Below are 13,775 nucleotides of genomic sequence, written 5' to 3'. Positions count from 1 at the left end.
GGACGGGTCAGAACACCATCGGGGGGAGGGTGAGCCGCCGAGGATCCAGGCCGGCTCACCGTCCGGCTCTGACTCCGGCTCGGGGAGGAACGCACGGGCGCTGGTGCGGTACAGGCCTCCATCGGCCAGCCCGCAACTGTTTGAGCGTTCACTTTCCACGGTGCACCAATAGGGAACGCCCTCGAACCCCGAAGCGCCATTCATGATGCCGCCCTGTCTCCACCGCTCAGCCCTTTGACCTGCCGATACAGGGTTCAGAAACAGGCACTTACCTTGTCGTTCAACGACCGGCGTCGAACGTGGTTCGAACTTGATCAGCGTTTTCGCACTTCAGCGGACCCATAGGCGGCCTCCGTCTGATCCTGTGCTCCGTCACAGAGTGGATCAGCGCGAAGGCCGTGGTCGTGAGGTTGGTGCATCAAGGCGTCCTGCGGGATGCGTTCGCGGAAGTGTCGCACTTCCGGACGGAGCTGTACGCGTCTCTGACCGCGCGGGGCGACGCGTTGTTCGAGTTGTGCGACGCGCTGCTGTGCACGGACGGGCCGGTGCGGACGCTGGTCGATCTCGCGCTCGCTCCCGAGCACCGCCGTGGGCACGGAGCGCTGTACGGCGGACTCAACCAGGGCCGGATCGATGTTGCCCGGTTGCGTCGTGCCCTGGCTGGGATGCCATTGCCACGGGCGGCGGACGGTCGGCTCGTGCTGGCGGTGGATGTCTCGCCGTGGCTGCGCCCGGACGCCAAGACGTGTGCTGACCGGGCCTTTTGCCATACCTTCGGGCGGGGTGAAGGCAAGCATCAAATGGTGCCCGGCTGGCCGTACTCGGTGGTGGCCGCGCTGGAAACCGGCCGCACGTCCTGGACGGCGGAGCTGGACGCGCTCCGCCTGGAGCCCGGCGCCGACGTCGCCGCGGTGACCACCGTGCAGATCCGTGAGGTCATCGAGCGGTTGGTCGCCGCCGGCCAGTGGAAGCAGGGCGACCCGCAGGTCCTGGTCGTGCTGGACGCCGGATACGACGCCCCGCGCATCGCACACCTGCTGGATGGCCTGCCCGTCGAGATCCTCGGCCGGCTCCGTTCAGACCGGGTAATGCGGCGTCCGACACCCTCCCGTGAAGAGTTCCACCTGGCCAACCCCAAGGGTGGCCGGCCGCCCAAGCACGGCGGCTAGTTCGTCTTCGGCGACCCCGCGACCTGGGGCACCGAGGAGGCCGTGACGATCACGGACACCCGGCTCTACGGGAAGGCGACCGCGCAGGCGTGGGACCGGCTGCACCCGCGGCTGACCCGCCGGGCCGCATGGCTCGACCACGACGGACAGCTACCGCTCATCGAGGGGACCGTCATCCGTCTGGTCGTTCGGAAGCTGCCCAGCGGCGGGGTCAACAAGCCGGTCTGGCTGTGGTGGTCGGGCACCGGCGCCACCACAGTGGACGTCGACCGCTGCTGGCAGTCCTTCCTTCGCCGCTTCGACATCGAGCGCACATTCCGCCTGTTCAAGCAGACCCTCGGCTGGACCAAGCCCCAACTCTGCAGCTCGGAAGCGGCCGACCGGTGGACCTGGCTCGTGATCGCCGCCTATGCCCAGCTCCGGCTCGCCCGACCGCTGGCCACCGACCTCCGCAGGCCCTGGGAGAAACCGACCGAGCCGAACAGGCTCACGCCCGCCCGCGTCCGCAGAGTGTTCAGGAACCTGCACGCGAAGACCGGCTCCCCGGCTGGTGCACCGAAACCATCCTTCCCCGGCCCAGGCAGGCCGCCAGGCTCGAAGAACCAGCGACCGGCCACCCGTCACGACGTCGGGCGAGTCCTCGCCACCGGCGAGGCGTTCAGCCGTCCCGCCCACCACAAAGTCGGCACCAAGCCCCGCCGCGGGGCACCTGAAGTCCCGCCCGCCTGAAACGTCAGGAAGCCGACCAGGTTGGATGGCTGCATGGTGAGACGGAAGCGGGAGAACAAGAGGCGACCTCCCTTCGGCATGCCGAAGGGCATCGTCCTGCTCGCGACGCCGGAAGGCTGGCGCCACAGTGTCCTCACCGTGGACGGCGGGATGCACTGCGGGCGCCTCACCGACGTTCCGGTCAACGCCGGCCCAGCCGAGGCACGGGCCGCCGCGGCGGCCATGGTGGCGGGACTCGCGCACGACTTCCACGAAGCGCGCGTCGACGTGACCTGGGATCCGCCCCGGGAACCCGCGTCCTGGACCGCCCAGGTCACCGTTGCCGCGTCCCCGCCGAACGCCTTTGGTTAAACGACAAGCTTTCGGGTCGGCTGTATGCCTCGCCGGTCACGAGGCCTCTGCCCACTTCATGACGGGTGGCTGTGCGACGGTTCTTCGAGCCGGGCGGTCGGCCGGGCCCGGGGCGGGACGGTTTCGGTGCACCAGCTGGAGAGCCGGTCTTCGCTCGCAGGTTCCTGAACCCCCGCCGGACGCGGGCGGGCTCTGTCACGTTGTTGGGTGGGTAGGTGTCTGATGGTGCGTCGTGGCGTGATGGAGCCCGGTTCCGGGCTGTGGTCAGGCCGTGGCGGCGGGGCCTGCGACGCCGGTGATCTGCTCCCAGATGGCGAAGCGGACGATCATCTCGGCTCGGTGGGCGGCAGCGGGCATCAGGTGGCGGCGGGGCCGGAAGTGGGGCGAGATACCGCTGAACGCGGAGAGGAACTGTTGGGCCCCGCTCACGGAGCGGAAGCCTTTCATCGCCCGTTCGCGCTGCCTGGTGGGCTGGTGTCTGTTCTCCGCCCGGTTGTTCAGGTACTTCGACTGGCGATGCTCGACGCAGGGCATGACCTTGCGGTGGGCCGCGCCGTAGGAGCGGAGCTTGTCGGTGACAATCACCCGCGGCACCGTGTGAGTGTTCTTCATCAGCCTGCGGAAGAAACGCCTGGCCGCGGCCTTGTCCCGCTGGTTCTGCACGAGGATGTCCAGGACGTTGCCGTCCTGGTCGACGGCCCGCCACAGGTATTGCAACCGCCCGTTGATCTTGATGAAGACCTCGTCCAGGTGCCACTTGTCCCCAGGCAGAGGCTGTCGGCGGCGCAGCGCGTTGGCATACTGCTGACCGAACTTGGCGCACCAGCGGCGGATCGTCTCGTAGGAGACGACGATCCCGCGCTCGAGCATCAGCTCTTCGACCTCGCGGAATGACAGCGGGAAGCGGAAGTACAGCCACACACAGTGGGAGATGACCTCGGCCGGGTACCGGTGACCCTTGTACGACGGCGACACGGCCCCCACAGACAGCCACCTCCAGCATGATCAACCAGAAGATCATCCCACCGGTCAGCCAACGTGACAGTGCCCCGACAGCAGAAAGCACATTCTTCGATGACCACACAACCCCTACGCACCGAGCGCAGCGGTCCGCAGACCGCTTCCGACCTGCCGTTCAAGCCGCAGCTCGTCAAAGCGGTGTTCAGGGACGTGACCTCGTTGCACGTCTCCCGGCCGGCCGCGTGGGCCGCCGCGTCGGTGACGCAGACCGTGCTGACGGAGATCATCAACGGCGCGAGAAGCGCGGCGGCCGAGGAGGCCAGGAAGAGGCTGATTCCCAAGGACCTCATCTCGGCGATCGACCGGAACATCGAGGTGGAGGTGGGATCGGCGTGGTACCTGCACAGCCCGACCTTCCACGGCCTGATGGGCGAGGTGCGCAACGCCGATGGTGCGCTCGTGTCTCTTCGTGAGCGCCGCGGGGCGCGTACACCGAGTGGTGTGGCTGGCGCCCACCGGTTCGAGGCCGGGGTGAGAAGGCTGCTGGGAAGCCGGGGGGTGAGGGCCGTCCCGGCGATGGTCCGCGACCTGGACGGAATCGGGAGCGTGTTCCTGACGGCCCTGGCCCGGGACGCGGCCAACGTCGTCCGCGAGGGCGGGGTCAAGCGGTTCGGGACGGTCAGTCTCGTGGTGCCGGGCGAGCCAGCCCCGGCCCCGCTGCTCAAGGACCCCCTCCTCGCCCTGTCCACCCGCCGCGGGGACGGGCGGACTGTTGGCGGGGACGACGTCCTGGCCGCCGTCACGATGCAGCTGTTCGGCGATCTCAGACAACGCGCCATCACCGAGGCAGCCGAGATGACACGGAACGCGTCGGCCAACTGATCGGGCCCGCCCCTGCGCTCTGCCCACTGCGCACGGTTCCCACGTGTGCGCGGCTCCCGGCATCTGCCGCCCGCATTCGGCTCCGGTCGGCTCGCGAGAACGGGCTCGTCGCAGGGGTGCGGACCGCTGGCCGCAGGCACCCCACGGGGAAGACCTCCCTGGACGACCTGCTGGACCTTTCGCGTCAGCAAGGAGCAGCGATTGCCGGAGCCCTCGCGGCCATTGGGACGGTGCAGAACGAGATCGATCGCCGCACCAGCTGAGCAAAGCCGCTGAGGCAATGTCTCAGTGGCGTGTTCTTTCTCGGGTATCTGGGGGCCGCCCTTGCCGAGACGTCACCGGTTTACCTCCCAGCTGTGCGGTTATGGCCGTCTGGACGCGTCGCTGGCGCTCATCGGCAAGCGAGCAGCAGGCATCAGTGGCAGGGCCGCCATTTCCGCGTCGCCGACACCGATGCCGGTGGGATAGGTGCTGGTGTCCAGCTCGGCCTTCACTCGCAGTCCGGTGCGGGTGGTGGTCGCGGCGATCGATTCGAGGATGACTTCGTGGCTGGTCAGGGGGCGAAACGCGGCGGTGTCGTGGTCGGTGCCGACATTGACCCACATCCCGGTCGGCATGCTGACTGCCCTCGAGCGTCTTGGCGTTGGCCTGCAGCCGGAACCCCTCCTGCCGCAGCAAGGCCGGCGACGGTGTCCGCACCGACCCGGTGGCCCTGACGGGTCAGCTCGGCCGCCAGCGTGCGGGTCGACTTCGTCGTCCACCGCAACGGCGACATCGGATCACCACGTTCTTCCGGCTCGACCAGACTCAGCAGGGCACTCCGCAGTCCAGGGTCGAGGTCCGCGACGCGTTTGCGTCCGCCGCCCGGCCGCCGCACCCGTCCGGCCAGAAACGGGCCTGCCTCCAGATCGGACATGCCCTTGCGAACCGTTGTCCCGCTCACCCCGGCCGCCCGAGCCACGGCTCGAATGCCGCCATATCCCAGCCCTCGGGCCTCTGCGGCCATCAGCAGTCGCCGCTGCCGCTCGTCCAGATGCGGGAACAACACCGTGAAGCTCGCGGTGTTGCTGCCGCACTTGGACGAGCGGCAGCGGCGGTTGTTGATGGCCGCGGAGGCGCGTGTTCTGGGTCATGGCGGTGTTCGGGCCGTCGCGTGGGCGGCTGCGGTCAGCGAGACCACGGTCCGCAAAGGTGTGCTCGAGCTGGAGGCCGGTGAGGCGCCGCTGGGGCGGGTGCGACGTCCGGGTGGAGGCCGCAAGCGGGTCGCGGATCTGGATCCGGGGCTGCGGCCGGCACTGTTGGCGCTGGTGGAGCCGGATGTGCGGGGTGATCCGATGTCGCCGCTGCGGTGGACGGTGAAGTCGACCCGCACGCTCGCGCGGGAGCTGACCCGGGCCGGACACCGGGTCAGTGCCGACACCGTCGCCGGCCTGCTGCGCGAGGAGGGCTTCAGTCTGCAGGCCAACGCCAAGACCATCGAGGGCAGCCAGCACCCGGACCGGGATGCCCAGTTCCGATATCTCAACGAGCAGGCCCGAGAGCACCGGGACACCGGCCAGCCCGTCATCAGCGTCGACACCAAGAAGAAGGAACTCGTCGGCGAGTTCAAGAACAGCGGACGACAGTGGCGGCCCGCGGCCGATCCAGTACGGGTGAACGTCCACGACTTCGCCGACCCGCAACTGGGCAAGGCCGTCCCCTACGGGATCTACGATCTCGCGGCGAACACCGGCTGGGTCAACGTCGGAACCGACCACGACACCGCCGCGTTCGCGGTGGAATCGATCCGCCGCTGGTGGCGCGACCAGGGCCGGAACACCTACCCAGGCGCAACACGACTTCTGATCACCGCGGACGCCGGCGGCTCCAACGGCTACCGCACCCGGGCCTGGAAACTCGAACTGGCCACGCTCGCCGCGGAAACGGGGCTGACCATCACCGTGTGTCATCTACCGCCGGGCACTTCGAAGTGGAACAAGATCGAACACCGCCTCTTCTCCCACATCACCATGAACTGGCGCAGCCGTCCGCTGACCAGCCACGAAGTCATCGTCCAGTCGATCGCGGCGACCACCACCCGCACCGGCCTGCGCGTGAGGGCAGAGCTCGACACCAACACCTATGCGACGGGAGTCCACATTGGTGACGCGGACATGGCCGCCCTGCCACTGACCCGGCACGCCTTCCACCGCGAATGGAACTACGCCCTGCACCCGCAGCCATGCCCGGCCATTCCAGCGGCCAGGGCCCCGCAGACGCCGGCCCCAGAATGGGACCAAGCCCTGCTGTCCGACCCCACACTGACCGGAATGTCCCCACAGCAACTGGCCGACCTGACGCAGACTTTGACACCGGACGGCGATACCCAGCGCGGCCGCCCGCCCCGGCTCGCCTTCCCCGACCAGGTCCTGGCCACCGTGCTCCACCTACGGGTCGCCCTGGCCGCGGAACCCCTCGCCGTGCTGTCCGGCAGCAGCCGGACTGCCATGCATCGCACCCTGCTGAAGATCAGGGGACTACTCAAGGCGCAGAGCATCGTCATCGTGCCGACGTCCACCCCGCCCACCGCCCTCACAGCCCTCCAGGCTCGGGTTCGAGCCCAGACCGACAACCTCAACAGCATGATCAAGACGACGTGTTAATGATCTGCAAGCCCTTAGTGGGTGAGCCGTGGGCGCAGGGCGCGTCAGAGACGCGCGGGATCCGCCACCTCCCCGAGTGCGCCGCGGAACGCCCGGACGAGGGCCGCCACCGCGACGGGTACCACGGTGACACCCTCCAGCAGCAGGACCGCGAAGACGACCCCCCTGAGGATGAGGAGCCTGGGGTCCCCCGCGTCCTCCTCGGTGCCTGCAGCCACTCCGGTGATCCAGAAGAAGTGCGCGACCACCGTCCCTGCCATCAGGAGCCAGAAACCCCCGACGGCCACGGTCCAGGTGCGGATGACGGCCACCGGATACTGCTCGAGCCGGGCGCGGAAGTACTGCAATGCAATCAGCATGACGGTGAGGCTCAGTGTCAACGGCAGCCGCCAGCCGTCTTTCGTCATCGCCCACTCCGCCGCTTCCTTCCATCCCCCCAGTTCCAGCGAATCACTCGGGTGATCACGAGCGATCGCCTTCAGGCTGGGCCCGGTCGCCAGCAGAACGGCCGCTGGCACCAAGGCGAACAGGCTCAGCAGTGGATGGCTCAGCGGTCCGCGCCGCACCCACGGCTTCACCCACACTCGCTGCCCCGGCCCGGGTCGAGCCGGCCCAGCCGCCGGGTCCGGCGGGCGGGGCCACGCGGGTGGCCGATGGACGTCAGGCGCGTACGGTGGCGGCGACGGGGAGCCCGACGGGTACGCGCTTGGTGAGACGGGGGGACGGGGCGGGGCCTGCGCCGACCACGGCGGCGTCCAGGGCCGGGAGCCGGGAGCCTCGGTGATCACTGCTGTACGAGGCGGCGGCCCGCCACCTGCTCCCGCCCTCGCGGCGTCGTCGGCCTCGATGCTGAGGAGCTGCTCCGCTTTCCGGGCGATCGCCAGGACCACGGGCCCGGGCAGCCAGGGCTCCTCTGTACGGTGCTCCTCCGCCCGGGCCAGAAGGTCTTCGAGACAGGGACGGTCCGCCGCCCCCTTGGCCAGGCAGCCGCCAACCAGCGCGGTGAATTCCTCCGGTAGGCCGTTCAGGTCCGGCTCGTCGTGGACGGCTCGGTACAGCAGCTCCGGTGGCGAGCCGTTCCCGAACGGGCCGCGTCCTAAGGCCGCGAAGGTCAGCACCGCCCCGAGCGAGAAGATGTCACTCGCGGGACCCACCTGCTCCCCGCAGGCCTGTTCCGGTGACATGTACCCGGCGGAACCCACCACCGAGCCTGTCGCCGTGAGGGCCGTGTCGTCGGCCGCCCGGGCGATCCCGAAATCGATCAGCAACGGCCCGCTCGAGGACAACAGAACGTTCGTCGGCTTGAGATCGCGGTGCACCACACCGCACCCATGCACCGTGCCCAGCGCCCGGGCCAGCCCAGCAAGCAGCCGCCAGAGAGACGACTCGGGCAGCGGTCCGTAGCCGCGGACGGCATCGGCGAGGGACGGACCCGGCACATAGGCGGAGACCAGCCACGGAACGGGAGCTCTCGCATCTGCGGCCAGCACCGGCACCGTGCCCTGCCCGGAGACCTCCCGCGACACACGCACCTCCCGCGCGAACCGTTCCCGGAAACCCGGCGCACCGGCCATCCCCGCGTGCACCATCTTGACGGCCACCGTCTGACCACCCGGTGCCCGGCCGAGGTAGACCCGTCCCATGCCGCCCTCACCGAGGCGGCACAGCAGCCGGTACGCGCCCACCCGCCGCGGATCCTCAGCCGTCAGCGACTGCACCCGACACCCCCCACCGAAAAGTGCACTCACCCGGAACCGAGAATTGTGACAGCTGCGCGCTCGTGCGGCCATGGGCGCGCAGCCGCCCGTCCTGATTTGCGTCGGCGGGTCGCCGAGCCATGGCCGACCTCGCATGGCGGCGTAGCATCGGCGGCCGGGTCGTCACCCCCCTCCTCGCGCGGCGGCCCCCTTCGGCACCCCTCTGGATTCCCGCCCGCCGGTTCAGCGTCGAGATCGCGGCACTGCCGCCCACCGCGCGCGAAGCTCTCGGCACTGGAGCTCCTCGACCAGGCGACAACGCCGCTCGGCCGCCTCGTCGTCGCCTTGGCCCCCGTCAACGCACTGCCCGGACATGAGATCTGAACCCTGCACACCACGGGCCTCGACCTCTCCCGCGGCACCCTCGAAGCACAGCGCGGGTTGCTGCGGCACACCCCTACCTGGAGGAGTTCACCCATCAACTCGCCGCCAACTGGACGACCTATCGCCACCTGCGGTGGCCCGCCTCGGACAACCCCCACCTTTTACGTAGTCAGCCAGAAGACCGCGGTCGACCCCGACCAACCGGCCGTCAGCATCAGCCTCCCGAGCGGAGCCCTCCCAAGAGGCCTAACGCTGAGCGGTCTGCGACAAGACCGCATCCTCGCCGGGAGACGAACTGGTTCCGGCTCACCTGGTCGAAAGTGGTGACCCGCTCCACCACGTGCACGGGGAAAGGCAGGCGGGACAGCCACGGGGTGCCCGCCGCCTTGTCGCGGAGGTAGAACGCAGTCGACGGGGCGTACTCGATCCGGGTCTGGAGGCCGAGATTGTTGGCGATGCCCGTCAGGTGCGGCTTGCAACCGGCCATCAGCTCGATGTAGCGCATCGGGCGCCCGGCAGCCGCTGGCAGCGGCGACGACCACACCAGACAGGCGGTGCCGTTGCCCAGCCAGCAGGTCGACGTGGACGATGGTGGTAAGGTCGTCGGCCCGCGGGAAGCCGGTGAGTTCGTGGGGTTGGCTCCAGGCGTTGCCCGACTGGTTGAAGTAGAGCTGCACGCCCTCGTCGTGGACGTAGATCAGATCGCCGGTGCCGCTTGCGTCGATGTCGGCCATGTGGATGCGGGTGACGTCGAACTGGTCGGGATGGTCGAACCACGGCCCGCCGTCCATCGTGACCTTGGCTCCGAAGCGGCCGGAGCCGAGGTTCGGCCAGTAGGCGACGTCGCCGTTGCGGATGCGCACGATGTCGGCCAGGCCGTCGCCGGACATGTCGGTGAACCGCCCCGGGTTCGGTGGAGATCTCAGTTGGTGGCTGTGAGCTGGGGTTTCGTGGTTGCTCGGTAGTAGTTGGCTTCGTATTCGACGGGCGGTATGTGCCCTATCTCACCGTGGAGCCGACGGTGGTTGTACCAGTCGACCCACTCAGCGGTGGCGAGTTCGACGTGCGAGAGCGTCTTCCACGGCCGCTGCGGCTTGATGACCTCGGTCTTGAACAGACCGATCGTCGACTCCATGAGCACGTTGTCGTACGCGTCGCCGACCGAGCCGATGGAGGCCGCGATCTGGGCCGCGTCCAGGTGTTCGGCCAGCCGGAACGACGTGTATTGCGACCCCGCGTCGGAGTGATGAATCAGCTGGCCCGGCGCCGGTGGGCGGCCCTCGCGGTCGCGCTGCCACCGGCCCATGTACTGGGCGTCCAGGACGAGTTGGGTCTCCTTCGAAAGCGAGGCCGACCAGCCGACGATGCGGCGGGAGAAGGTGTCCACGACGAAGGCGACATAGACGATGCCGGCCCAGGCGGCCACGTGTGTGAAGTCGGCGACCCAGGTCCGGTTCGGGGCCAGGGCGACGAAGTCACGGTCGACGCGGTCCGGGGCCCAGGCGGCAGCCGAGTCAGGGCGGGTGGTGATGACCTTCTTGCCGCGGACCGCGCCGGCGATGCCGAGCTCGCGCATGAGGCGTTCGATAGTGCAGCGGGCCACCGCATGGCCCCGCCGGTTCAGCTCGCGCCAGACCTTTCTGGTGCCATAGACGCGGTAGTTGGGCTGGTAGACCTCCTCGATCAGCTCCTTGAGTTCCTCGTCCCGCACCGCTCGCGGAGAAGGGCTTTCCAGGCGTTTCTTGCAGGCGTAGTAGGTGGAGGGGGCGATCTTGCAGCTGTGCTTGGTCAGTACGCGGCAGATCGGCTCGACGCCGCCGAAGCGGTCCCGGTGCAGCTTGCTTCGTGTGGCTGTCCTGCGTGGCTCGCCTTCCTCGACCAGTAGCGGCAGTTGCTGCGCTGAGCATCGCCGAACTGATCAAGCACGCCGCGCGCTGCGAGCGTGGCTGGACGGCCCTCGTCCTGCGGCGCTCCGGCGTCCTGCAGCGGGTGGCCGACGAGTCGGACGACGACGAGTTCCGGCCCGCGCCCGGCGAGACCCTGGCCGGGCTGCTGGACTACAAGCTGGCGACCGGGGAGACCGACGAGGCCGTCGCCGGCATCCCCGACCTCGGCCAGGGCGTTCCCGTCCCCCGGGGTGTGCCGTGGTTCCCCGCCAGCGTCGAGGAGTGGTCGGTGCGGTGGGTGCTGCTGCACCTGATCGAGGAGACCGCACGCCACGGCGGCCACGCCGACATCATCCGCGAGAGCCTGGACGGCGCCACTCTCTACCCGCTGATGGCCGCCGCCGAGCAGTGGCCCGACCCGTGGTTCGAGCCCTGGGAGCCCGCCGCGCCCGCCGGCTGAGGGCTACAGGCCGTCAGGAGTTGTGCCCCATCGGCCGGATATGGTCGAGGCGCTCTTGCGGACCGGTCCTACGCTGGAGGCATGGCCACCGATCCCTTGCTGAGACAAGGCCCCGACTCGACGGATCTGGTCCTACGCGCCGGCCCGGCCGGGCCGGCGTGGAACGCGCTGACCTCGGCGGGGCCGGCGCTGTTCACTCCGCTCGCCCTGGGCGTGCCGACCCTGCTCGTCGCCTTCTGGATGGCGCTGGCCGGGGCGCGGGCGTCGACCGTGTTCGTGGTGGTGGGGGTGATCGCCGGGCTGGAGTACCTGATCGGCTGGCCGGCGCTGGCCTTTTCCCGGGCACGGGACATCCTGCGGGTGGAGTTCGCGCCGGCCGGGGTGCCCGCGTCCCTGCGGTTGGTCCGGGCCGCCGGGCCGGACGACTGGCTGCCCGTCAAGACCCTGCGCGAGGTGCGGCTGACGCACAAGGTGGTGGAGCCGTACCAGGGGGACTACAAGCCGGCCGTCTCCACGCTCGCGCTGGAACTCGTCCTGCGGGGCGTCCGGGAGCGGCTCGCGCTCCCGTTCGGCGGCGACCCGCAGCGGCTCGCCGACGCGCTGGAGGCCCTGCTCGGCCCGGCTGGGGTCGTGGTGGAACTGCGCACCGAGCGCAGCACGCGCGATCGGCCGCAGCCCAACTCCGGCTGGACCTCCGGCGGTTCGGCCTCGGCCGGCTCGGGTGGCGGCTGACCCCGGGCTGCCCGTGGCGCTCCCCGGCCGTGGAGCGCCCGTCAATGCAGCCGACGGCAGGCGGTGCGGGCGGGGCAGACCTGCCGCTACCAGGTCCCCGAGGAAGGGTGGGACTAGCCCGCGACATCTGCTACGCCAGCGCGGTGTGGGGCCGGTGTCCCGGAGGACACCGGCCCCACACCGTTGTGACGGCCTCGGGCAAACTGACCGGCTTCGTCAGCCGACGAGCTCGACCATGACGGTCGCCGTGCCGGGCACATGCCGGGCGTCGCCCGGGTAGGTGACTGTGTACCGGGGATACGTCATCCAGTCGGGCGGGGTGTCACTGAAGCTGAAGGTGCCGTCCCGTTTGACCTTCACATCCGGCAACTCCACGCCGTTGCGGGTCACCGTGACCGTCTTGTGCCTGGGGAAGGGGGCCAGCGAGGTCAGTTTCCCTGTCACGGCGATCGGCGTGCCGACGGGGTTCGTCGGCGGAGCGGACAGTGTGATCGTGCTGGATGCCTTGGCGATGTCGGTGATGATGTCGAGAACGACCTCGCCCGAGTAGGGGAAGCGGGTGGTGAACAGCCTGTTGCCGTCGGGCGCCCAGGCCACGCCTCGGTCGAGCAGATCCGCGTACCCCGGCGACAACGCGACTGTGCGGTACGCCGCGGTCTCTCCCGGGCGGTAGATGTGGACGTCCCACTCCCCTCCCGCCACGATCCCCGCGGCGACCGTGCCGTGGGAGTCGACAGCGACGGAGTTGGGGTAGGGGCCGGTGTCGTACTGGGTCTCTTCCGCAAGGTCCGACAGGCGCCACCGCTGGTGGTAGTAGTTGCCGCCGTTCGCGGTGATCACACTGCTGCCGTCCGGCGTCACCGCCACGTCCTCGACATCGCCGACGGCTTCGCTGTAGGCGATCTCCTGAAGCGTGCCGGAGCCCACGTCGTACACGCGCATGCCCAGCGCGCCCTGGCTCTCCGCGGCGACGAGCCGGTCGGGCGCGCCTGGCGACGAGGCGAGTCGCGGCTTGCCGTACCAGACGGGGTTGTCGTCGAGGCTGACGGTCGGGGTCGCCTCGTTGATGGCGACCGATCCGATGCCGGCGTCGAAGACGGTGGCCTGGTAGCCGAAGAACAGCCGACCTCCGGCGAGGGCGAGGCTCTCCGGTTCAGTGTCGGCCCCGGTCGAGATGCGCCGCGTCTCGGTCAGGGTCGCCGTATCGACGACGGAGATCGCGTCAGCGTCCGGGAGCGCCACGTACAGGGTGGACTCGTCGGCCGACTCGGCCATGCCTCGTGCCCCGTCAAGACCCTCCACCTTCTTCACGACCTGCCCGTCGTGGTCGGTGGCCAGCACGGCGTCGTCGCCGGGCGCGCTGATGTACACATGGCGACTGTCGGCGAGGGTCTGCCAGTGTGACCGCACGGGCAGGACGATGCCGCCCTGGGACTGTGCGGCTGCTGTGCCGGGGGCACCGAGCAGATTGAACGACGCGGCTGCCAACACCAGCGCGACACCCGCCGCACGTCTTCGTAAACGCATCTCAGGAGCTCCTTCGAAAACGGATCCGGCCGCACGGGTGCGGCCGGCTGAGCAACTTTAGTGACGTGCACTGACATTGGGCGCGCATGTCTTTGTGACTGGCATGGTTTGTGGTCGCGTGTCATCAGCCGCAAACGGCGTCTCGCTACACGTGAGCTGTGGCCCTCTGCTCGTACAGACGCAACCCGCGGTCGACCATCCGCACCGCAAAGTGCGTGACGTAGAACAACAGAGAGATGGACCCCGTAATCCGCGCCAGTGCAACGGTGCCATCCGATTCAACGATCTCCCGGTCTAGGAAGGCCAGGGCGCCGGTGCTGTCTCCGTGTGCGAGGGAACTGCACGCGCTCCAGACC

The 13,775-nt window shown here is 69.3% G+C and carries 10 protein-coding genes and 3 pseudogenes; 6 read left to right on the top strand and 7 right to left on the bottom strand.

Going from position 1 to position 13,775, the window contains the following annotated elements:
* The first annotated feature begins 404 nt into the window (after nucleotides 1-404).
* A pseudogene (locus tag ACIPFH_RS35420) lies at nucleotides 405-1,898 on the top strand (NF041680 family putative transposase).
* A gap of 33 nt (nucleotides 1,899-1,931) precedes the next feature.
* Nucleotides 1,932-2,249: a hypothetical protein gene (locus ACIPFH_RS35415; protein WP_401833131.1), complete on the top strand. Its 318-nt coding sequence runs from the start codon at nucleotides 1,932-1,934 to the stop codon at nucleotides 2,247-2,249.
* Here the strand turns inward: ACIPFH_RS35415 and ACIPFH_RS35410 are convergent.
* Both ACIPFH_RS35410 and ACIPFH_RS35405 read right to left on the bottom strand, forming a co-directional pair.
* Nucleotides 2,212-2,439: pseudogene (locus ACIPFH_RS35410) on the bottom strand (transposase); the annotation flags it as partial. The gene ACIPFH_RS35415 and the pseudogene ACIPFH_RS35410 sit on opposite strands and share 38 nt — an antisense overlap.
* A gap of 74 nt (nucleotides 2,440-2,513) precedes the next feature.
* Entirely contained in the window at nucleotides 2,514-3,233 is a 720-nt protein-coding gene (locus ACIPFH_RS35405; RefSeq protein WP_401833128.1) for an IS6 family transposase, read from the bottom strand.
* A gap of 90 nt (nucleotides 3,234-3,323) precedes the next feature.
* Here ACIPFH_RS35405 and ACIPFH_RS35400 point away from each other — a divergent pair, with 90 nt between their 5' ends.
* A complete protein-coding gene (locus tag ACIPFH_RS35400) occupies nucleotides 3,324-4,091 on the top strand; it encodes a hypothetical protein (protein WP_401833126.1) in 768 nt (255 codons plus the stop codon).
* Between the two features lie 416 nt (nucleotides 4,092-4,507).
* Here the strand turns inward: ACIPFH_RS35400 and ACIPFH_RS35395 are convergent.
* A pseudogene (locus ACIPFH_RS35395) lies at nucleotides 4,508-5,097 on the bottom strand (ISAzo13 family transposase); the annotation flags it as partial.
* A gap of 97 nt (nucleotides 5,098-5,194) precedes the next feature.
* Here ACIPFH_RS35395 and ACIPFH_RS35390 point away from each other — a divergent pair.
* A complete protein-coding gene (locus tag ACIPFH_RS35390) occupies nucleotides 5,195-6,733 on the top strand; it encodes an ISAzo13 family transposase (RefSeq protein WP_401833348.1) in 1,539 nt (512 codons plus the stop codon).
* A 44-nt stretch (nucleotides 6,734-6,777) separates the two neighbouring features.
* On the opposite strand, the gene ACIPFH_RS35385 is transcribed toward ACIPFH_RS35390, so the two are convergent.
* From ACIPFH_RS35385 to ACIPFH_RS35375, 3 genes are all read right to left on the bottom strand, one after another.
* Nucleotides 6,778-8,418 (bottom strand): serine/threonine-protein kinase, encoded by a 1,641-nt coding sequence (locus ACIPFH_RS35385; protein WP_401833125.1) that lies wholly within the window; start codon nucleotides 8,416-8,418, stop codon nucleotides 6,778-6,780.
* A gap of 610 nt (nucleotides 8,419-9,028) precedes the next feature.
* The gene (locus ACIPFH_RS35380; RefSeq protein ID WP_401833123.1) at nucleotides 9,029-9,358 is read right to left on the bottom strand and encodes a toxin TcdB middle/N-terminal domain-containing protein; all 330 of its coding nucleotides are present in this window, start codon (nucleotides 9,356-9,358) and stop codon (nucleotides 9,029-9,031) included.
* Nucleotides 9,359-9,736: 378 nt separating this feature from the next.
* Nucleotides 9,737-10,651, bottom strand: coding sequence for an IS3 family transposase (locus tag ACIPFH_RS35375; protein WP_401833346.1), 915 nt, complete (start codon nucleotides 10,649-10,651; stop codon nucleotides 9,737-9,739).
* A gap of 23 nt (nucleotides 10,652-10,674) precedes the next feature.
* On the opposite strand from ACIPFH_RS35375, the gene ACIPFH_RS35370 reads away from it, so the two are divergent.
* Nucleotides 10,675-11,160 (top strand): DUF664 domain-containing protein, encoded by a 486-nt coding sequence (locus ACIPFH_RS35370; protein WP_401833122.1) that lies wholly within the window; start codon nucleotides 10,675-10,677, stop codon nucleotides 11,158-11,160.
* 81 nt (nucleotides 11,161-11,241) lie between these two features.
* Nucleotides 11,242-11,892, top strand: a complete 651-nt coding sequence (locus ACIPFH_RS35365) for a hypothetical protein (protein WP_401833120.1) — start codon at nucleotides 11,242-11,244, stop codon at nucleotides 11,890-11,892.
* 216 nt (nucleotides 11,893-12,108) lie between these two features.
* On the opposite strand, the gene ACIPFH_RS35360 is transcribed toward ACIPFH_RS35365, so the two are convergent.
* Nucleotides 12,109-13,419, bottom strand: coding sequence for a hypothetical protein (locus tag ACIPFH_RS35360; protein ID WP_401833118.1), 1,311 nt, complete (start codon nucleotides 13,417-13,419; stop codon nucleotides 12,109-12,111).
* Nucleotides 13,420-13,775 lie beyond the last annotated feature (356 nt).

Source organism: Streptomyces sp. NPDC088157 (genome assembly GCF_044741545.1).
GTDB lineage: Bacteria > Actinomycetota > Actinomycetes > Streptomycetales > Streptomycetaceae > Streptomyces.
This window is presented reverse-complemented; position numbering and strand designations above follow the sequence as displayed.